The organism is Asticcacaulis endophyticus, from assembly GCF_014652575.1.
Lineage (GTDB): Bacteria > Pseudomonadota > Alphaproteobacteria > Caulobacterales > Caulobacteraceae > Asticcacaulis > Asticcacaulis endophyticus.
This window is the reverse complement of sequence record NZ_BMZB01000003.1, coordinates 125,323-145,283: the sequence shown is the minus strand read 5'-3', so window position 1 is coordinate 145,283 and position 19,961 is coordinate 125,323. Positions and strand designations below refer to the sequence as shown.

At 54.6% G+C, this 19,961-nt stretch carries 21 protein-coding genes and 1 tRNA gene; 8 read left to right on the top strand and 14 right to left on the bottom strand.

Annotation, left to right across the window (positions count from 1 at the left end):
• Nucleotides 1–166: 166 nt before the first annotated feature.
• Together IE102_RS11740 and IE102_RS11735 are read right to left on the bottom strand one after the other, a co-directional pair.
• Nucleotides 167–242: transfer RNA gene (locus IE102_RS11740), tRNA-Asn, on the bottom strand.
• 115 nt (nucleotides 243–357) lie between these two features.
• Nucleotides 358–1,086, bottom strand: coding sequence for a hypothetical protein (locus tag IE102_RS11735; RefSeq protein ID WP_189486843.1), 729 nt, complete (start codon nucleotides 1,084–1,086; stop codon nucleotides 358–360).
• 194 nt (nucleotides 1,087–1,280) lie between these two features.
• Between IE102_RS11735 and IE102_RS11730 the strand changes: the two genes are divergently transcribed.
• Entirely contained in the window at nucleotides 1,281–1,871 is a 591-nt protein-coding gene (locus tag IE102_RS11730; RefSeq protein ID WP_189486841.1) for an LOG family protein, read from the top strand.
• Nucleotides 1,872–1,894: 23 nt separating this feature from the next.
• Here IE102_RS11730 and IE102_RS11725 read toward each other — a convergent pair whose 3' ends face one another.
• The 5 genes from IE102_RS11725 to IE102_RS11705 form a co-directional block, all read right to left on the bottom strand.
• Nucleotides 1,895–2,350, bottom strand: coding sequence for a DUF6265 family protein (locus IE102_RS11725; protein WP_229807725.1), 456 nt, complete (start codon nucleotides 2,348–2,350; stop codon nucleotides 1,895–1,897).
• 63 nt (nucleotides 2,351–2,413) lie between these two features.
• The gene (gene gltX, locus IE102_RS11720) at nucleotides 2,414–3,760 is read right to left on the bottom strand and encodes a glutamate--tRNA ligase (RefSeq protein WP_189486839.1); all 1,347 of its coding nucleotides are present in this window, start codon (nucleotides 3,758–3,760) and stop codon (nucleotides 2,414–2,416) included.
• Nucleotides 3,761–3,842: 82 nt separating this feature from the next.
• Complete coding sequence (locus IE102_RS11715; RefSeq protein WP_229807724.1) at nucleotides 3,843–4,289, bottom strand: TonB family protein; 447 nt, start codon at nucleotides 4,287–4,289, stop codon at nucleotides 3,843–3,845.
• Nucleotides 4,290–4,298: 9 nt separating this feature from the next.
• Nucleotides 4,299–4,727 carry an RNA polymerase-binding protein DksA gene (gene dksA / locus IE102_RS11710; RefSeq protein ID WP_189486835.1) on the bottom strand — a complete coding sequence of 143 codons (429 nt, stop codon included), beginning with the start codon at nucleotides 4,725–4,727 and terminating at the stop codon, nucleotides 4,299–4,301.
• A gap of 234 nt (nucleotides 4,728–4,961) precedes the next feature.
• Nucleotides 4,962–5,486: a flagellar assembly protein FliX gene (locus IE102_RS11705; RefSeq protein WP_229807723.1), complete on the bottom strand. Its 525-nt coding sequence runs from the start codon at nucleotides 5,484–5,486 to the stop codon at nucleotides 4,962–4,964.
• Between the two features lie 191 nt (nucleotides 5,487–5,677).
• On the opposite strand from IE102_RS11705, the gene IE102_RS11700 reads away from it, so the two are divergent.
• From IE102_RS11700 to IE102_RS11690, 3 genes are all read left to right on the top strand, one after another.
• Complete coding sequence (locus tag IE102_RS11700) at nucleotides 5,678–6,793, top strand: flagellar basal body P-ring protein FlgI (protein ID WP_189486827.1); 1,116 nt, start codon at nucleotides 5,678–5,680, stop codon at nucleotides 6,791–6,793.
• Between the two features lie 100 nt (nucleotides 6,794–6,893).
• Nucleotides 6,894–7,232 carry a rod-binding protein gene (locus IE102_RS11695; protein WP_189486825.1) on the top strand — a complete coding sequence of 113 codons (339 nt, stop codon included), beginning with the start codon at nucleotides 6,894–6,896 and terminating at the stop codon, nucleotides 7,230–7,232.
• A complete protein-coding gene (locus IE102_RS11690; RefSeq protein WP_189486823.1) occupies nucleotides 7,229–7,669 on the top strand; it encodes a flagellar basal-body protein FlbY in 441 nt (146 codons plus the stop codon). Before IE102_RS11695 ends, IE102_RS11690 begins: the two co-directional genes overlap by 4 nt.
• Before the next feature lie 15 nt (nucleotides 7,670–7,684).
• Here the strand turns inward: IE102_RS11690 and IE102_RS11685 are convergent, their stop codons facing one another.
• A complete protein-coding gene (locus tag IE102_RS11685) occupies nucleotides 7,685–8,380 on the bottom strand; it encodes a hypothetical protein (protein WP_189486821.1) in 696 nt (231 codons plus the stop codon).
• 216 nt (nucleotides 8,381–8,596) lie between these two features.
• Between IE102_RS11685 and uvrA the strand changes: the two genes are divergently transcribed.
• Both uvrA and IE102_RS11675 read left to right on the top strand, forming a co-directional pair.
• A complete protein-coding gene (gene uvrA / locus IE102_RS11680; RefSeq protein WP_189486820.1) occupies nucleotides 8,597–11,485 on the top strand; it encodes an excinuclease ABC subunit UvrA in 2,889 nt (962 codons plus the stop codon).
• A 72-nt stretch (nucleotides 11,486–11,557) separates the two neighbouring features.
• On the top strand, nucleotides 11,558–12,394 hold the full coding sequence (locus IE102_RS11675) for a carbonic anhydrase (RefSeq protein ID WP_189486818.1): 837 nt from the start codon (nucleotides 11,558–11,560) through the stop codon (nucleotides 12,392–12,394).
• Here the strand turns inward: IE102_RS11675 and IE102_RS11670 are convergent.
• From IE102_RS11670 to IE102_RS11660, 3 genes are all read right to left on the bottom strand, one after another.
• Nucleotides 12,381–13,319, bottom strand: a complete 939-nt coding sequence (locus tag IE102_RS11670) for a hypothetical protein (RefSeq protein WP_189486816.1) — start codon at nucleotides 13,317–13,319, stop codon at nucleotides 12,381–12,383. The two genes, IE102_RS11675 and IE102_RS11670, sit on opposite strands and share 14 nt — an antisense overlap.
• Nucleotides 13,320–13,435: 116 nt before the next feature.
• Nucleotides 13,436–14,359 carry a hypothetical protein gene (locus tag IE102_RS11665; RefSeq protein ID WP_189486814.1) on the bottom strand — a complete coding sequence of 308 codons (924 nt, stop codon included), beginning with the start codon at nucleotides 14,357–14,359 and terminating at the stop codon, nucleotides 13,436–13,438.
• A 61-nt stretch (nucleotides 14,360–14,420) separates the two neighbouring features.
• Complete coding sequence (locus tag IE102_RS11660; protein WP_189486812.1) at nucleotides 14,421–15,209, bottom strand: hypothetical protein; 789 nt, start codon at nucleotides 15,207–15,209, stop codon at nucleotides 14,421–14,423.
• A gap of 214 nt (nucleotides 15,210–15,423) precedes the next feature.
• On the opposite strand from IE102_RS11660, the gene trmFO reads away from it, so the two are divergent.
• Entirely contained in the window at nucleotides 15,424–16,866 is a 1,443-nt protein-coding gene (trmFO, locus tag IE102_RS11655) for a methylenetetrahydrofolate--tRNA-(uracil(54)-C(5))-methyltransferase (FADH(2)-oxidizing) TrmFO (protein ID WP_189486810.1), read from the top strand.
• A 54-nt stretch (nucleotides 16,867–16,920) separates the two neighbouring features.
• Nucleotides 16,921–17,637, top strand: coding sequence for a DUF1353 domain-containing protein (locus tag IE102_RS11650; RefSeq protein WP_189486808.1), 717 nt, complete (start codon nucleotides 16,921–16,923; stop codon nucleotides 17,635–17,637).
• Here the strand turns inward: IE102_RS11650 and IE102_RS11645 are convergent.
• From IE102_RS11645 to secF, 3 genes are all read right to left on the bottom strand, one after another.
• Nucleotides 17,600–18,274 (bottom strand): squalene/phytoene synthase family protein, encoded by a 675-nt coding sequence (locus IE102_RS11645; protein WP_189486806.1) that lies wholly within the window; start codon nucleotides 18,272–18,274, stop codon nucleotides 17,600–17,602. The two genes, IE102_RS11650 and IE102_RS11645, sit on opposite strands and share 38 nt — an antisense overlap.
• An 11-nt stretch (nucleotides 18,275–18,285) precedes the next feature.
• Nucleotides 18,286–18,900 carry a hypothetical protein gene (locus tag IE102_RS11640; RefSeq protein ID WP_189486804.1) on the bottom strand — a complete coding sequence of 205 codons (615 nt, stop codon included), beginning with the start codon at nucleotides 18,898–18,900 and terminating at the stop codon, nucleotides 18,286–18,288.
• Nucleotides 18,901–18,976: 76 nt separating this feature from the next.
• Nucleotides 18,977–19,957 carry a protein translocase subunit SecF gene (gene secF, locus IE102_RS11635; protein WP_189486802.1) on the bottom strand — a complete coding sequence of 327 codons (981 nt, stop codon included), beginning with the start codon at nucleotides 19,955–19,957 and terminating at the stop codon, nucleotides 18,977–18,979.
• Nucleotides 19,958–19,961 lie beyond the last annotated feature (4 nt).

Below are 19,961 nucleotides of genomic sequence, written 5' to 3'. Positions count from 1 at the left end.
CTTTCTTAAAGACACCCACCATCACCAAACTTTATAAGGCCCGAAGGTTTTCTTCGGGCTTTTTTTATGCGTTTATGGGTATTGAGTTTAATATAAAAACTGGAGCGCGCATGAGCGCTTAATTCACTCACAACATAACAGCTAACAATTTTCAGGATGAATGCGCTGGCTCCCCGGACAGGACTCGAACCTGTGACAAGTCGATTAACAGTCGACTGCTCTACCAACTGAGCTACCGGGGAATGTTTGTAGCAGCGAAGGAGCGCCCTATAGCAAGCTGTCAGGCTAGGGCGCAAGGCCTAACTTGCAAATTATCCACGAAATTGAATTTTGCGTCGGAGCCTCTACATTTATGCCCTAATAAACCATGGTGGTTTGTGACCCGCCCCCCGGCAAGAGCCAGTGAACCTTCCACGCCGCCTCAGCAGGCTGTATAGAATCCATTTCCCCAGGCTCCGCCAGCAACTCTACCGTACGGGCATCAACGGCACCTTCCGATTGCGCCGTAAGCATAACGGCCTGCCCCACCAGGCTCTGCCGTAATGGCAATATAGCGCTGTAAAGCCCCGCCTCATCGGCCTTAACGCGCGCAACATCTGCCCCGTTGACCCCCAGAGCCACCACAGCCCCGGCCTTGGCACGCCCGGCAACCGCGACCCCGCCCAGCCTGTCATAATCGACAACGGCCAAAAGCGGCGCATGGGGCGATAAGGGCAGGCTCGGAGATCCGGAGCGCATAAAAACCGCGCGCTCAGGCTGCCCGGTCGGTACAAACAGCCGCCCCTCGGCCTTCATCAGCCGACCGGATTCCTCCATCGACACATCATAGAGATTGCCGTTGCTGTCATTAGGCAAATCGGCCACAAACTCTCCACGCGCATTGGCAGTAACGCCAAAAGCCTGCCCTTGACGGCTGGTCAGACGAACGCGACCATCCGGGCGGGCGACACCGCTGATTTTGACAACACCGTTTCCGCCGATCGTAACCTTAAGAATTTCAGGGGCACGGATATAGCCCATATTCGTCGCCAGAAACGGCCCATCAGCCCCCCCTTGCGGATCAGCCTTCTCGCACCCCGCCATCATGCCTACGCCAAGGCATAGCATAGCCTGGGTAAGGGTTCTTAGAACAGCACGGCGGGCGACAATCGGGGTCATAGCGATCGATGATAGAGTAACGGGTCACTCATGAAAATAGCCGCCGCCCGCATCAGAACTAAATTAAGTTCTTTTAATTTTAAGCCTTGCCATTTTAAGATAGCTCAAACGATTGGAATGACATGACGCATCAGAATATCAAAACGATCTGCCTTTATTGCGGATCGTCAAATGGCAAAGACCCGGCCTATGTGCAGGCCGCACAGGAATTTGGTGCCCTTTTGGCGCAGACCGGACTTAAACTGGTCTATGGGGGCGGCGATGTCGGCCTCATGGGGGCTGCCGCCCGAGCTGCCTATGATGCTGGCGGCAAGGTGAAGGGCATTATGCCGCGCTTTTTGCGTACCCGTGAGCGCCTGTTTGATGAGGTCGAAACCGTCGTCGTCGATTCCATGCACGAACGCAAAATGCTGATGTTTGAAGATTCGGATGCGTTTGTGGTTTTTCCAGGCGGCGTAGGCACGCTTGAAGAAGTTATTGAATTATTGTCCTGGCGTCGGCTGGATCTGCACAAAAAGCCGATCATATTCTTCAATCAGAACTGCTACTGGAACCCGTTTTTCGACATGATAAGCTACACGATCGGTCAGGGCTTTACCCCGGAAGCCTTTAAGCGCACCTATATGAGCGTGGATAAGGTCTCAGACATCCTCAAAGCCGTAAGTCATATGTCCACGCAGGACGAAGACATCGATACGCGCAAGGTTATGTGAAGCCACTCACTTGCGGAGCGCAATTAATCGGCACCGCAGCGCTTATAGGTGAAATCCACACTGCGGGATTGGCCGTTTACAACGCCTTCAATGCGCGCCGACAAGCCATTGTGAGCCTTGCGATATATAACGCGCTGAGGAAAATCATGGGCGAGATTCTCGAAAATCACTTCACCCTCGGCTTGAGATTTCGCCGGAAAGCTGGCCTCCGCCTGCCCTGACGGGATTGCCGTGAACGTCAGCACACCGGCAATTGGCTCAATGCGCATATGCTCATAATTGCGTAATTTTCCGGCGCGCAGCGTCTTGCCGGCCCCCATAAGGACACCGCCGGACGGCTTAGTCCAATACTCTTCGACTGTACGATCACCATCCGCCTGAACCCAGCACCCGGTTAGCCAGCTTAAGTCCGCAACACCTTCGGCATTGGCAGCCCCACTCAAAACCGCAAAACCCATTGCAATCAGCAAGCCCTTCATCGCACCCTCCGTTTCCGGTCAGAGTAACGCCCTTGATGACCATCTGCCAAGATATTTAGCGCCCTATGCCGACGCCCCCAAGCGCTTGGCGATCTTTTCACGGCCAATCAGGAACGATAAAGCGCCCATGTCCGGGCCATGCGGTTTGCCGGTCAGGGCCAGACGTAGCGGCATGAACAAGGCCTTGCCCTTGGCGCCGGTGGCGTCCTTGATGGCCGCCGTCCACGCGCTCCAGCTATCGCGGCCATAATCATCCGGCAGCAGTTCCAGCGCCTTAGCGGCAAAGCCCGCGTCTTCGATGACCGTCGCCACATCATCCCGGACAATTGCGGCCCATTCAACGACCTCAGCAAACTTATGCAGGTTAGGCTTTATGGTATCCCAGAACAACTCGCCCAGATCGACGCTTAGCGCCTCCAGACGGAGCTTCGCCTCGGCGTAAGACATAGATTGCAAAACGCCAGCATTTAGTCGCATCAGGTCGTCAAAGTCATAACGCGCCGGAGCCCGCCCCATCTTGGTGAAATCCTGTGCCTCGGCCAGAACCTCTAACGAAGATGCGACCTCCAGCGGATCGGATGTACCGATCTTGGCCAGATGCGACGTAATCGCCAAAGGTTCCAAACCATCTTCACGCATCTGGGAAATCGACATCGACCCCAGACGCTTGGATAACCCCTCACCGTCCGCCCCGACCAGCAAGGTCATGTGCGCAAAAGTGGGTAGGGGCGCCCCGCCAAAAAATGCCGATAAGGCCTCGAAAATCTCGATCTGCGTGCCGGTATTGGCGACATGATCTTCACCGCGGATGACATGGGTTATCTTCATATCGATGTCATCGACCACCGACGGCAGGGTGTAGAGAAACGCACCGTCTTCGCGGATCAGCACCGGATCGGACATGGAGGTCGTATCGACTTCACAGTGCCCGCGCACCAGATCTTCCCAGGCAACGCGCTTGCCATCCAGTTTAAAGCGCCAGTGCGGCTTGCGGCCTTCAGCTTCAAAGGCGGCCTTTTCAGCTTCGGTCAGGTTAAGAGCAGCCCGATCATAGACCGGCGGCAGACCGCGCGATAACTGCACCTTGCGGCGGCGATCCAACTCATCGGCAGTTTCATAGCAGGCATAAAGACGGCCATCGGCTTTCAGCGCATCGGCGGCTTTTTGATAAATATCAAAGCGTTTCGATTGGTTATAACGCTCATCCCAGTTGAGCCCCAGCCACTTAAGGTCGGTCTCGATCAGGTCTTCATTTTCCTTGGTCGAGCGCTCAAGGTCGGTATCATCGATCCGCAGGACAAATAATCCCTGCTGCTTCTTCGCGAACAGCCAGTTGATCAGGGCGGCGCGAACATTGCCCGCATGGATGCGGCCAGTCGGTGACGGAGCGAAACGAACCTTAACGGTCATGGGCGTAATGTCTCTGGGTTACTGTCGAAATTGAGACATTCCCATACGCTGTCACACATTGAGTTAAAAGGGTCAAAAGTTTTTATTGTTCCCATTTAACAAACAGCTTTAGTCCTTTACCCGCGACAAGAGGTTCACCCGCGACCTTGGATTTGACCGTCGCGGCTTTCATGAGTTCCAGCGTAGCGGTTCCAAACCCTAAGCCTTCGGGCGTTTCGCGAATCATTTCGCATTCCGTAACGCGGCCCTTATCATCCCAATCACATGAAACCAAAACTGAGCCGGGCTGATTGCGTTGCTTGGCCACGGTTGGATAATTCCGCTTCATGCGCTCATACGGCACATGATCCCACGTCACCGGCAATTCTGGCAAAGCCTGACGAGCGGACGGTACAGGATCAACGGTTGGTGACGCCGCCCACAAAGGCAAGGCTCCGCCAACCATAGCCATCGCCGCCAAGATCAAAATTTTCCTGAACATCCGGCCTCCAGTTATACTTTTCTGTAAGTAAACCAGAGCCCGCGCCATCCGGCAAGCTTAGTCGTCGCGGTGAACGCGCTCACGACGCTCATGACGCTCCTGAGCCTCGATGCTCAAGGTCGCTGTCGGGCGGGCTTCAAGACGGGCCAGACCGATAGGCTCACCGGTTTCTTCGCAAAAGCCGTAAGATTGATCATCAACGCGACTGATGGCCTCTTCGATCTTGGAGATCAGCTTGCGCTGGCGGTCACGGGTACGCAGTTCCAGCGCACGATCCGATTCTGATGACGCGCGGTCAACCAGATCAGGATGGTTCTCGGTTTCTTTTTGCATGGTGTTGACGGTCTCTTTCGAGCCGCGCAGGATATCTTCTTTCCATTCCACCAGCTTTTTACGGAAATAGGCCAACTGACGGTCGTTCATATATTCTTCGCCGTCAGACGGTTTGTAACCTTCACCCTTAACCTGAATATCGAGTGTACTCATAAGACCTGCACTCCGAATCTAACTGTTAAGTCCCCAAAGGCCCTAACATTCCCCAAACCATTTAGCTCCGGCTGCAAACATCACGCCACAAACCGGACAGCCCTTTTTTAGGCGGCTTATAGACACCGGAATAAGACGATTCAATGACTTTGCGCAGGATTTTTTCACAAGGGAGACAATAGGCCGCCGTGTTAAGACGCCTAATGTAACTAACCCCTTCATTGCAATGCAGATTTAACTTAGGCCGCGTTTGGCAAGTTCAACCAGCGCCCGCGTTTCAATATGATCCAGAACCGCCTGAAGCTTTTCATCCTCGACGCCCTCGCGCCGATCCGCGATCATGGTTTTGAGATTAAGTAGCGTGGAATCCGCCAGAGTGCCGTCCAGAAGTGAGACCTTAACGTCCTCCAGCACATCCAGAATGTCATTGGCCCGGCGGATCTGACGCCGTCTGCGTCCCGTCAGTACGTCTTCTTCGGCCTGCAAGGCCAAAAGCGCATCGATGCCGCCCACACCAAAGGCCCCGGCGGCGGGTGCTGCACCGGCAGCCGATCCCGCACTTTGCGCTGAACTTCCTTTCGATAAGGAAAACCCATCACCACCGGTACGCTTAACGCCGCCCGCCGTAGCCGAAGCGCCTAAACCTTGAGAAGGATTGATCCTGAGCGTCATCGCCAAAAACACCTGTACTATGGATGAAATATGCTCAGGCCTTATGCCTGCTTTCAAAAAGCGTCCGCTTTCTGGGCGCGGGATCATACCCCTGCACCATGGGTCAATATTTCCCCCTGATGGTAACTTTGACGTTAATATCCGGGCAATTTTTTCCCCACCCGGTCACAGCACGCCAATTAACCAATTTTCACACTGATTTAATTGAGAAATTTCACAACCTAAGTTGGCACAAACTTCGCATAGCCCCTCCCGACTAATGTAAGGTTTAGGTGATCATGCGCTTTTTCACGTCCCTCCTGCCCCGATTGCTGCTTTTATCCACGGCGCTTTTGACCTTCGCGGCACCGGGTTTTGCGGCGTCGCGCATCAAGGACATTGTCGATGTCGAAGGCGTGCGTAAAAACCAGCTTATCGGTTACGGCATCGTCGTAGGCCTGAACGGCACCGGTGACAGCGTGCGAAACGCGCCCTTCACCAAGCAAAGCCTTGAAGCCATGCTGGAGCGACTGGGGGTCAATGTTCGCGACGCCAACCTCAACACCAAAAACGTCGCCGCGGTTATGGTCACGGCGGAGTTGCCTGCCTTTTCGGCATCTGGTTCGCGCATGGATGTGTCGGTATCAGCCATGGGTGACGCCAAAAGCCTTTTGGGCGGCACGTTACTAGTGACACCGCTACTGGGCGCTGATGGCGAGGCTTATGCGGTCGCGCAGGGCACCGTTCAGACCGGTTCAATCTCTGCGGGCGGCGCGTCGGGCTCATCCATAACCAAGGGCGTGCCGACGTCCGGCCGCATCGCTTCGGGCGGTATCGTTGAGCGCGAAATCGCCTTTGACCTTAACGCCATGCCGGTTGTGCGCCTGACGCTTAAGAACCCGGATTTCACCACCTCAAAACGCATCGCTCTGGCCATCAATGCCAGCTATCCGGGGACGGCCTTTGCGGAAAACCCGACGATTGTATCGCTGAAAGCGCCGCAGGGCACCAATATGATGAACTTCGTCACCGATATTGAACAGATGAACGTCAATGTCGACACCCCCGCTAAGGTCGTGATCGATGAAGTGAACGGCGTCATCGTCATGGGCGAGAATGTGCGCGTCTCCCGTGTCGCCATCGCTCAGGGCAATCTGACCATCTCGGTTCAGGAACAGCCCTTCGCCAGTCAACCGGCCCCTTTTAGTCAGGGGCAAACCGCGCTGGTGCCGGATAGCCAAGTCTCCATTGATGAAGAAAAGGGCAAGAAGCTTTATGACCTCAAGGCCACGACCTCGCTTAGTGATCTGATCGAAGGCTTGAATGCGCTGGGGGTATCACCGCGCGACATGATCTCGATACTGCAAGCCATCAAAACCTCCGGTGCTCTGCAAGCCGATATCGAGGTGATGTGATGGTTATCCTGATTAACAACGCCCGACCGGGCGTCGGCGACCGTTCGCCGCCCCCGCGGAGGCATGAGCGCAGCGAAATAGCCGTGAGCGAGATAAACTAATGAACCTGACAAGCAACGCCCTCCTAAGCCTGCAAGGCCAGAATACAGACGCAAAGATTGCGGCCGTCAGCGATCAGGCAAAGTCGGCCAATCAGGCACGCGCCTTAAAGACCGGGCAGGAATTTGAAACCATGGTCTTGTCAGCCATGCTGCAATCGATGTTCCAAGGCGTCGGCGATACGGATGGCATGTTCGGCGGCGGCGAAGGCGAAGAAGCCTTCAAGTCCTTCTATACCGAAGCCATCGCCAAGCAGACCGCACTTCATGGCGGCATCGGCATTTCCGACGCCATTCAAAAACAACTGCTGCAACTTCAGGAGGCCAAGGCCGCGTCATGACCCTTTCCGCAAACAATGCCTCTGATCGTGCCCGCCAAATTCTTAGCCTGACCGAGCGTTTGGGTGAACGATTAGCCTTTGAAACCAAAGCGCTGGAGGCTCATCGCCCGCAGGATATCCACGCCGGCATTGAAGAAACGCGCCAGTTATCCAACTTGTACCGGATGGAAACCGCGCGCCTTAAGGCAGACCCCACCCTGTTGTCAGGACTTGGAGACACCCTCAAATCTCAATTGCGAACCGCAACTGAAAACTTTATGGAGATCGCCAAGCGCCACGCCGTTGCCGTCGAAGCCGCCCGCGCTGTAACCGAAGGTATTTTGCAAGCAATAGCTACTGATGTGTCGGAACGCAAAGCTCAGGGCGCAAGCTACGGCCCCGGCGCCCGGCAAATTTACCGTGAGCCTACCTCGCTTAACCTATCTCACAAGGCTTAAAAGCGCGAGATCGTTTTAATCCAGACTTGGCTGAATGCCTGAAGTGCGATCTTTTGCGTAGAAATCATCGGACTCACCGAAAGCATCCGATTTACGCTGTGCCTTCTTGTCTGCGAAGGCGCCCGGTCGTGGAATGTCACTATGCTTGGCATCACGAAATGGGTCGCGATTGACCCTTTGCCAAAGAGCTGTTGCGCCCGGTTCACGCACATACTGCTTATGGGCCTCATGGTCGGCCACCTGCTGAGCCAGTGCGCGATTACTTCCTTCCGGCAGGATGGGAAGTTTAGCCATTTCAGTGCGACTTACGCCCTCACAATATGTCGGCAAAACCTCCCCTTTACGACGCATAGCAATACAATTGCGGGCGCTCTGAAGAGCGTTCATAAGTTTTTGCCGTAGAATATCCTGCTCGTTAATTTGAATGGGCGACGACAGAGTATCCATACTTTCTGAGTGTCCGGCCAATATCTCATCAGTAGCAATATCTGTGTTCGGCCCAGTTTGATGCACAACAGATTTAGCTAGCTTGTTCTGTCGGTCTACCCGGCTTTCAGGCACTTCATCAAGTGACCAGATTTCAATTACTGGGGCAGGGTTCATAACTCCGTTGGGTTTTACCCACGCGCTAAGCGCAAGCATCACCAACATATGCAAAACCAAAACGGCAGCCACGGCCAGCCATAAAACTACCTGTTGTGAACTGCGCATAAGGCCCCCTTTGCCTATGGCAGGTTCCTCGCAGATTCCGGCCTTATTGAGACAAAAATACGTTGCCTCATTGTTCTTGTGACATTTTGCCAAATCAGGCTTAAAAGTCCGCAGCTATATAAGATAATATAAACATGGGCGTCATGCTGACACTTTTGGTCAGCGTGAGGTTATCCTATATAGACTTCTTATCCAGAAACCGGACTATAGGACCTCATGGCCGATCCTGACTTTATCAAGATACGTGGTGCGCGCGAACATAATCTCAAAGGGGTGGATGTCGATATCCCGCGCGGCAAGTTAGTCGTGCTGACGGGCTTGTCCGGGTCTGGCAAATCATCGTTGGCGTTTGACACCATCTATGCCGAAGGTCAGCGCCGTTATGTGGAGTCTCTGTCGGCCTATGCGCGCCAGTTCCTTGAACTGATGTCCAAGCCCGATGTCGATCTGATTGAAGGGCTGTCGCCCGCTATTTCGATTGAACAAAAGACGACCTCAAAAAACCCGCGCTCAACGGTCGGCACGGTCACGGAAATCCATGACTATATGCGCCTGATGTGGGCGCGAGTCGGCATTCCCTACTCCCCTGCTACCGGCCTGCCTATCGAGTCTCAAACCATATCCCAGATGGTCGATAAGCTGGTGTCATTGCCCGAAGGCACACGCATTCTGCTGCTGGCGCCGTTTGTGCGTGGCCGGAAAGGCGAATACAAAAAAGAAATCGCCGATCTTCAACGCCAGGGTTTTCAGCGTCTCAAGGTCAATGGCACCTATTACCCAATCGAAGACGCCCCCAAGCTCGATAAGAAATATAAGCACGATATTGATGTCGTCATCGACCGTGTGGTCATCAAAGACGGGCTAATGGCGCGCTTGGCGGATAGCCTTGAAACCGCCCTGCGACTGGCTGACGGACTGGCGATTGCCGAATATGCCGACATTTCAGAGGAAGATCGGGCCGAAGGCAGAACCGAGCCCAAGCGTATCATTTTTTCCGAAAAATTTGCCTGCCCGGTATCTGGTTTCACCATTGCCGAGATCGAGCCACGTCTTTTTTCGTTCAATAACCCGTTTGGGGCCTGTCCGACCTGCGATGGCCTGGGCGTAAAGCTTACTTTCGATAAGCAACTGATCGTGCCGGATGAGACGGCAACCCTGACAGGCGGGGCGATTGCGCCGTGGTCAAAAGGCACCTCACCGCTTTACACTCAGACGCTGCAAGCCCTAGCGTTGCACTACGGGTTTGCGATGGACACCAAATGGCGCGCTCTGACACCTGAAGCGCAAGCTGTGGTTCTGCACGGTTCAGGCTCAGAAAAGATCAAGTTTACCTATGCTGACGGATCGCGCCGTTATGATGTGACCAAACCGTTTGAGGGCGTCATACCCAATATGGAGCGGCGCTGGCGCGAAACGGAATCGGCATGGGCACGCGAAGATCTGGCACGCTATCAGTCCGAAACCCCATGCGAAGCCTGTGGTGGCAAGCGCCTCAAGCCCGAAGCTCTGGCGGTTAAGATCAAGGCGTTCGATATCGCTCAGGTGTCAGGCCTGTCTATTAAAAAGGCCCACGCGTGGTTCGCCGATCTTGAAAACCATCTAAGCGAAAAGCAGATGGATATCGCGCGGCGTATCCTCAAGGAAATTCTGGATCGCCTGAAATTCCTCAATGATGTGGGGCTGGATTACCTCAACCTGTCGCGCAATTCCGGCACATTGTCAGGCGGTGAGAGCCAGCGTATCCGGCTGGCGTCGCAGATCGGATCGGGGCTGACCGGCGTGCTTTATGTGCTGGATGAACCCTCCATCGGCCTGCATCAGCGCGACAATGACCGCCTGCTCGAAAGCCTTCAGGGCTTGCGCGATCTGGGCAATTCCGTGCTAGTGGTCGAGCACGACGAAGACGCCATTCTGACCGCCGACTATGTGATCGACATGGGGCCCGCCGCCGGCGTTCATGGTGGTGAAATCGTCGCCCAAGGCACGCCGGAGGACATCAAGGCCAATCCTAACTCTCTGACTGGCCAGTACCTGACGGGCAAGCGCGAGATTCCGGTGCCGCTGGATCGTCGTCCGATTAACAAAAAGAAGATGCTCAAGGTCATCGGCGCGCGCGGCAACAATCTGAAAAACGTCACGGGTGAAATTCCGGTGGGCGTCATGACCTGTATCACCGGCGTCTCCGGTGGTGGCAAATCGACTTTTACGCTGGAAACCCTGCATAAGGCTGCGGCGAGACGCCTGAACAACGCCTCCGCTAACCCGGCCATCCACGATAAGATCGAAGGTTTGGAATTTTTCGATAAGGTGGTGGAAATCGACCAGTCGCCAATCGGCCGCACCCCGCGCTCAAACCCTGCAACCTATACCGGTGCGTTCGGTCCGATCCGGGATTGGTACGCCGGCCTGCCCGAAAGCAAGGCGCGCGGCTATGGCCCCGGTCGTTTCTCATTCAACGTCAAGGGCGGGCGGTGCGAAGCCTGTTCCGGCGATGGTCTGATCAAGATTGAGATGCACTTTCTGCCCGATGTTTATGTCACCTGCGATGTCTGTAAGGGTAAACGCTATAACCGTGAAACGCTCGAAATTTCGTTCAAAGGCAGTTCCATAGCCGATGTACTTGATATGACGGTTGAAGAAGGTGCCGAAGCCTTCAAGGCCGTTCCAACCATCCGCGACAAGCTGGAAACCTTGAAACGGGTTGGCCTCGGCTACATCAAGATCGGCCAGCAGGCGACGACGCTGTCGGGTGGTGAGGCTCAGCGTGTCAAGCTGTCCAAGGAACTGTCTAAACGCGCCACGGGCAAAACCCTCTATATCCTTGATGAGCCGACCACGGGCCTGCATTTCGAAGATACGCGTAAACTGCTGGAAGTTCTGAACGAACTGGCCGACAGCGGTAATACAGTCATTGTTATCGAACATAATCTCGATGTCATCAAAACCGCCGACTGGATTTTGGACTTCGGCCCCGAAGGCGGTGACGGTGGTGGTGAGATCGTCGCCTTCGGCTCCCCCGAAGCCGTGGCGGAAAATCCGAAATCGTGGACCGGGCGCTATCTTAAGGATCTTTTGGCGCGGCATAAGGAACGCAGACGGGCGTAAGGTACGCGCGACTTAATCTAAATTAACCATTTTTGACGCATGGTGGACAGGATTGAGATTAGGGATTCTGCCATGCGTATCGCCACCTTCGCCTTAAGTGGTCTGCTATTGTTTAGCCTTGCGGCGTGCAGCGGCGGGGAAAAGGCCGCACATGGCGACGAACATGCGGCACCTGACCATGAGGCTGGGCATGGCGACGGCCACGTCTCAGCAGGTGAGACATTGACTCAATGGGGCTACAGCGGTGACGAAGGCCCATCCCATTGGGCACAACTTGGCGGTGCGGCAGCTAAGTGCAGTAGCGGGGCCCGTCAATCACCGATTGATCTGGTCAGCGGCGGCAAACCCCAATTGTCAAAGGTTACCCTGGATTATCTGTCCTCGAACGCCACCATTCAAAATGACGGTCACACTATCAAGGTCGTGCCTGCAAAAGGCGGAGGTCTGACAACGGATGGTATCCGATACGATTTGAAAGACATTCACTTTCACAGCCCCAGCGAACACACCATCAATGGCCGCCGGGCCGCATTAGAAACTCACTTCGTGCACCGAAGCGCCAAGGGAGACTATCTTTATGTCGCGGTGTTGTCTCAGGTCGGCGTGGCTGACCCCATGCTGGCACCGGTTTGGACTTATCTACCCAGCGACCAGACGGCGCCCGCGGCGATCCCCGATCTGCTGATCAATGCCCGTGATCTCATGCCCGCGGCTGAGGAGTTTTTTGTCTATTCCGGCTCGCTGACCGTACCGCCGTGCTCAGAGGGCGTAACCTGGATGGTGTTCTCTGCCCCCTTAAGCGTGTCGCCTGAACAGGTCAGTGCTTATGAAACTCTGCTGGGGTCGACGGCCCGTCCCATTCAAGCCCGCAAAGACCGTGACCTGCTAACCGTGATCAGTGCAGGCTGACCTCCGGCTTCGGCCGCGCCTCGCGGGCCCGTTCCCGTAGAGTCAGAAACAGCCGACTTTGGGCGGCCGCGATCATAAGTTCACGTAAAAAGGCTGAAATCGCTGTCACCGTCAACACGACAATGAAGAATGGTAGAAAAGGCTTTAGGTCAAATAAAGTTTTTACTTCAAGCCCTTGCTTCAAAAACTTAAACTGCTCAATCAGCGACATATTCAAACCAATCGCCGAAATCGCATGCACTGAGGTCACGCAGATCAGCACCAGTACATAGGTGAATATGTAGACGACCAGTATCGACCAGATATATCGACGTGTCAGCAGGAACGAACCTATAAAATTAATTCGGCGCTGACAGAAGGTATCCATAGATGCCAAGGACAGCCGAAGTTTCAACCAGACTACTCCCAAAGCCTGTAGCAACAGAGCCAGCATAATGATGCCATAGGTCGCAAAATTACGCCCTATGTGCAGTTCCAAAGCTGTGTTGGCAAGCCAGGCCACCCCAGCCACCACCAGAAACAGCGACACGGATAAAACCATGATCAGCAGGAATTTAAGGACATAAAACACCACCAGCCGAACCTCATCCGGCCCAAGGCTCAATGTAGCGGCGCGGGGATTTTCGATAGCAATCTGCGCCCTATAGATAGCGCATTTAACGATCAGATGTGTCAGGCCTACCAGAATACCACACACGCTCACGGCCATCAGCGTGGTATAAATCAAACCTGACAGGAGTTGGGGCTCATTACGTAAGGCCTGCCAAAAGGCCAGCCAATGCTCCGCAAACGCGAGCATGGTAAAGCCATAGGCCACGCCATAGCCCGCAAACATCACCAGAAGCCATTTCATGGCGGTCAGGGGGCGGTCGCGCAATAGTCTAAGGCCATCAAACGCGATTTCTTCGGATAATTCCGTACGCACATGCCCCCCATTACACACGCTGGTGAACCTTACGCCACCCTGCGTGCATGTTGCTCAGGCGGGGTCAGTCTGTCGCGTCTATACCCCAATTCCGTGTCATTTTTTTTAGAATGTTGTCAGGTGGTTGTTCGCGCTGGTTTAAGTGATTTGTAGGCTGCGGCCTGCGCACCGATCAGCAATGCCGACAATAACGGAGCCCGCAAAGCACTCATGATCATGTACCCCGCGACAACCGGATTAGCCAGGCTTTCAAGGCGCGACAGATCAAAGGTTTGACGCATATCTGCGCCGCCCATATCGAGCCCCAGAAACGGTACGGCCAGGGCCACAAAGATGATTTCACACAAAATCTGCACCAGCATAATCATGATGATGGTGACGACATAACCCAACAAAAGCTGCCAGAAATGCCCTTTGGTCAATCTGAAACTGCCGCGGAAATTCAACCGCTTTTCATCGAAGCTTTGTACCGGCACGAGCGACAAACGAATGACCAGCCACAAATAAAATGCAACAGACACCAGCGCACTGACAAAACCGAAGGTAATCGCGGGCGCCCCCATGGTCGCCTGCGTTAATGCTACCAATATGCCACCGACAATGATCAATCCGATGGTAAAGACGATCGACACCACAAAGGCAAACACCAGCAGCAGGAACGAAATCGCGATCTGACGCAGTTCATCCTTACCGAATTTCAAGTAGCCATAACGATCATCGCCGACACCCAGAACCGCGCGATAGACCGCACACAGGACGATAGCGGAAAAAAACATTGAGACCAGAAAACCGGCACCAAACGCTGGCGTCACCTTTTGCGCCAGATTGGCATATTCGGCGGCATGGTCTGTGACCACGCCAAAGCCGAACTTATTATACATGTCCATAATGGCCATGAATTCAGGTCCGGCCATCAGGATGAGTATGCCTGCCGAAATGACCTGAGATAATAACAGCACCGGTGCCCAGAAAAGGATCAGCTTGGGCCGCTCACGGATAATACGAAAGCCTTCGAATGCAAAATCAAGCGTTAGCGCCACTTCAGTCCACCTACATCTGCCCCGGCATGGGGCACGCGCACTCTATACACCGGGTCGCACCTTAATGCGAAGCCCGCAAATCCATAATCTGTTTATAGGCTGACGATAAAAATCCGACTGTGACCGGCAGGACAAACAACACCCCGATGGCTGCATCTATCAACCGGCCCGACCAATGGTCGCCAAGCCCTTGAAGCCCGTAGGCTAAAATAATGAGAGGAAGGCAGATTACTCCATAGCCGAGTAACAGCTTGATCACCTGTCCCGATGATAAGTTCAGAGCATTGAGTGAAATCATCTGCCGTCCAGCGACCGTTGCGGGCTGGTACAGGCTGAGTTTTAAGGACAATACCCCCAGCACACACAGGATTAGAACGATCAGGGCCATGATCACCAACCCGGCAACCTGCCCGCCTTTCAACTCCTGAAACAACCCTGCGGGACTATTATAGGTTTCAGTACCCATTCCCGACGCACTCATGATCACCGCCAGAACAAGACTTAAGGTGATGAACACCATCAGCCAGAACAAACCGACCAGAAGCGTGGCACCGATCAGACGCCACTCAGTCCTGGCAAATTGTAACCCGCCAAACCCAAGACCTTCGGCGCGGGCATAGGTTCCAAAAATGGCCACGCGGTAAAGCGCCCCGATCGCGGCAAACTGTAGCCCGACCGAGGCCAGCAACAGCACCGGATGCGCCGCCTGTGGCACGGCACCGGATTGATAAAGGCCAAACACGATCAGCAGCAAGCCGAGCGACAACCACGCTCTGGCTATGCCCGTCGGTACAAAACCGAACGCCGCCTTCAAAGCCGCTATAACCGAAAAAGCCGGTTTCACTGTCATGGATTACTGCCCGCCCCAATCACAACCTTGCCACCACTCATACCTGACCGTCTGCGTCTGGCAAGTGTCGGCACGCATCTACAAACCAAGCGGCTTTTTGTGACAAACATATTCGCTTGAAAAGCATATTTATCAAAGCCGGTCGCAATTCCTGAAAACACGGGCTATAGAGCCACACCAAGGGGCGGATCAACATTCATTCAGTGCATATATTATGACCGACATCTCACCTGTTCATGTTATCGGCGGCGGCCTCGCCGGTTCGGAAGCTTCGTGGCAACTGGCAAACTCAGGCGTTCCGGTCATTCTGCATGAGATGCGCGGAGCCCCTTCAAATGACGGGCGCGCCATAACGACCGACGCGCACCAGACCGATGATCTGGCCGAGTTGGTCTGTTCCAATTCATTTCGCTCGGATGAGTGGCAATTCAATGCGGTGGGCCTGCTGCACGAAGAAATGCGGCGTATGAACAGCCTGATCATGGCCTGCGCCGACAAGCATCAGGTGCCTGCTGGCGGGGCGCTGGCCGTCGACCGCGAGGGCTTTGCTCAGGCCGTGACACAAGCCATCCACACGCACCCGCTCATCACAGTCGTGCGCGAAGAGGTCGTCAGCCTTAAAAACACCGACTGGGACAGCATTATCTGCGCCACCGGCCCACTCACGTCGCAGTCCTTGTCGGACGTGATTCTGGAGTTAAGCGGCGAAGGCCACCTAAGCTTTTTTGACGCCATTGCCCCGATCGTCCACACCGAAAGCATCAATATGGACATAGCCTGGCGCCAATCACGCTATGACAAAGAAGGCCCCGGCGGCGATGCGGCGGCCTATATCAACTGCCCGATGACCAAGGCTGAGTATGAGGCCTTTATCGATGCGTTGCTGGACGGTCCCAAGGCCGATTTCAAGGATTGGGAACACGTCCCTTATTTTGACGGCTGCCTGCCGATCGAAGTCATGGCTGAGCGCGGCCGCGAAACCCTGCGTCATGGCCCGCTAAAACCCGTGGGCCTGACCAACCCGCGCGACCCACTGGTAAAGGCTCATGCGATTGTTCAACTGCGTCAGGATAATGCCCTGGGTACGCTTTATAATATGGTCGGATTTCAAACCAAGCTGAAGCACGGCGCTCAGGCCGATGTGTTTCGTTTGATACCCGGTTTGCAGAATGCCCAGTTTGCACGGCTTGGAGGCTTGCATCGCAATACCTTTATTCAGTCACCTAAGATTCTGGATAGGAAGTTGCGGCTTAAATCTCTGAACAATGAAGGTATTTCCCTTCGTTTTGCCGGGCAGATTACCGGCGTCGAAGGCTATGTCGAATCCTCAGCCATTGGCCTGCTCGCGGGACGGTTTGCCGCCGCCGATCGTTTGGGTCGGGACATGATGGCCCCACCAGAAACCACAGCCATGGGCGCCCTGATCAATCATATCACTGGCGGGCACTTAGAGGGGGGGGCATCCCAATCTACGTTTCAACCCATGAACATTAACTACGGCCTGCTGCCGCCGCTGGAAGCGCCAAAAGTTGATGAAAATGGTCAGAAAATCCCGTTGAAAGAGCGCGGACGGGCGAAAAAACGCCTGATGAGCTTAAGGGCATTAAATGACCTTAATTCGTGGTTAGATGAATCGTTTAAAAAGGTTGCGGGCTAAAGGCTTCGCGATAGTGTTTGTGTTTCAGTCGTGTGATTGGGCGGGTTATTGGGGATGAAGGTTTCACGTATCTGTCTTGGGGTGGCAGGTTTAGCAGCTTTGTGGCTGGCAGGGTGTAAGACGACCACTGAGCCTATTACGACGACGGTATATGTGCCCGTAGTCGTCGCTCCGCCCCCGCCGCCCAGTTCCCTGACACCCCAGCCGATCATGCTGTTCAACATGACCAAGCAGGGGCGCAAACTGTTTGTTCTTAATGACGAATTTCCATTCTGCGATACGGTGACGGGCAAGGTGATCGTGGTACCCAAGTGGTATGTCACCGACTTCGCCTCGGTTCCCTGGTATGGCCAGGGCGTGGTCAATCCGCAGGGGCCGACGGCACGCGCGGCTATCATTCACGACTGGCTTTATACGGTGGGCGAAAAGGGTAAGCGCCAAGAAGCGGACGATATTTTCTACCGCGCTATGAAAAAGTTCGGGGTATCGGATTTCGAGGCTGGCATTGCCTATAATGCTGTGCGCGCAGGCGGTGAGCGGGGGTATGGGCTGGCCGACGACTGGATGTTTATCGACCCGACTCGCCCAATGGCCAAGCAACCGGCGCCCTTTGGCAAGCCGCGTACCGGTGCGACCAAGATCATGCCCAAGTGCATTGGTTTTGAGACCCTGATTGCCGGGGGTTGGAAAGCCTATCCGGTCGCGCGAGCCTCATACGCTGTGCCGCAAATGCCTATAGCCGCGCCGTCAGGAATGCCCAAAAAACCTTAAAGCGGCGCATCAACGGCCCGGTGTGCTTTTGTGCGGCATAGGCTTTCGCCAAAGCCGCGTGAGCCATTAACGCCACCAGAGACGGTGGAACTTGCCGGAATGCAGCCTTAGCCTCTTCCCTCAGGGCCTTAAACAGCGGGGCTGGCGGTGCAATCATATGCCCGGCATGAAGCCTTGCCAGCGCATAATAGTGGGCCGGTTCAGCAAGGGCAGCCGCATCGACATTTGGGTCAAGCACCTGTGCGGCAATCCGTGCCAGCAGAACTTCGCTGCGATCCGCCAGCGTCAGAGCGTCTTTGTGGCTTAGGGGCTGTTTATCCAGCAGAACCATCTGCCCTTCGATTAAATCCAACAGCATCTGCCCATCAAGGGCATAGCGTCCGAACATATCCTCCAGCGCCGCACTTAACGGGTGATAGCGCACGGGCGCACCCGCCATGATTTCTTCAACCGCCTCGTACCACCAGCGCAGACGAATTTCGCCCATAAGCGGTTGCGTCACCCGCTCCGGCACTTCACGCAGCACATCAAAAAACGCATATATCGTACGGATATCGGCGCGTTTCACGGCGTCATCAATAAAGGCCGAAGACAGCAGCAGGTCTTCGTTTTTTAAGCTCAGATCATCATCAGACATAAGGACTAAAACTATCCAAACAGGGTCTGATACATGGCCATGACCGCCAGCATCGGCAACGACAGCAGCACATTTATCCGTGAAAACCGCATGGCCTTTAAGGCCGCTGCGGCCTTTGCCTCCGGCGTCGCCTCACGGATGCCCAGCGCGATGCGCTGCGCTGGCCAGATCACATGCCAGACATTAAAGAACATGATTAGGGCCAGCCACATACCAATCCCGATAAAGGCCAGCGGCAGATCGGCGGGGTAAAACCCACCCGCAAAACCAAAGCTCAAAGCCTCAGCAATATAGCCCCGTGCCCAGGCCAGCCCCAAACCGGCAATCACGGTAAACAGCGCCGAATAGCGGAACCAGAACAGGGCTTCGGGAGCGATATACTTCGTCACAGCCGGTTTGATCTCGGCTGGAATTTCGGGCATGACCCGCATCTGCACAAAGTTGAAATAGTAGAGCAACCCCACCCACATGATGCCGAAAATTACATGCAGCCAGCGTAAAACCCCGATAAGGAAGATCAGGTCAAAACCGCCCGCGCTATGCATGCCAAGGCCCACGATCATAATGATCGCCAGCACCATACTGAAGATCAGGGTCGCCGTCAGATTATTGAGAATTTTCAGCATGGTTCCATCCAAATAAAAAACCTGTGGTCAGCATAGGGTAATTTGCCCCTAGCTGACCACAGGTTTCTAAAAAGGATTAGCGCTTACCTTTGAAACCGCCCATATCGACGATTTCAGCATCGGCATCATTGCGGTTGACGCCCCAAATCAGAATGACGGGTGCTGCCACATAGATCGACGAATAGGTGCCGATAATGATCCCGAACATCAAGGCGACCGAGAAGCTGTAAAGGGCTTCACCGCCCAGAATGGCCAGACCCAGCAAGGCCATGATGGCCGTCACACCGGTGATGATCGTGCGTGACAAGGTTTCATTGATCGACAGGTCAATGACCTCGCCCAAAGGCAGCTTTTTATATTTACGCAGGTTTTCCCGCAGACGGTCAAACACGACGACGGTATCGTTCATCGAATAGCCAATGATAGTCAGGATGGCCGCCACCGCCGTCAGGGTAAATTCCAGATCATCGAACAAGGCAAACAGACCGAATGTCAGAATAACGTCGTGCAGCAGGCCAATCGCCGCCCCAAGACCAAACTGCCATTCGAACCGGAACCAGATATAGACCATCATCAGGCCGATCGCCATAAACAGGGCCACAACGCCCCCCGTCAGCAATTCGCCGGAAACTTTGGGGCCTACGACTTCGGTACGGGTGTATTGAGCCCCTTCAAACTGACCCGACAGGTGAGTTTTGATTTCCTCAACCTTCTGGGCCGGATTACCACCTTCGGGGGTCTCAAACCTGATCATGGCGGCGGTGTTGTTTTCACCGACCCCCTGAACCTGCACATCATGCAGCCCCTCATCACCGGTTAGGGCACCGCGCAGTTTACCGAGATCGACAGACTTGCCGCCCAGATTCATTTCAAGGACGGTCCCGCCCTTGAAATCGACGCCGCAATTAAGGCCGCCGCAGGGGCCTTCAAACGGGATCAGAGTCAGGGCCATAGACCCGATGACCGCAACAACCGATATGATTGCCGCGATTTTCGAGAAGGCAACGAACCTGAAGTTCGTTTTTGCCGGCAAAAGTTTAATAAGTGGCCAAGCCATGTAT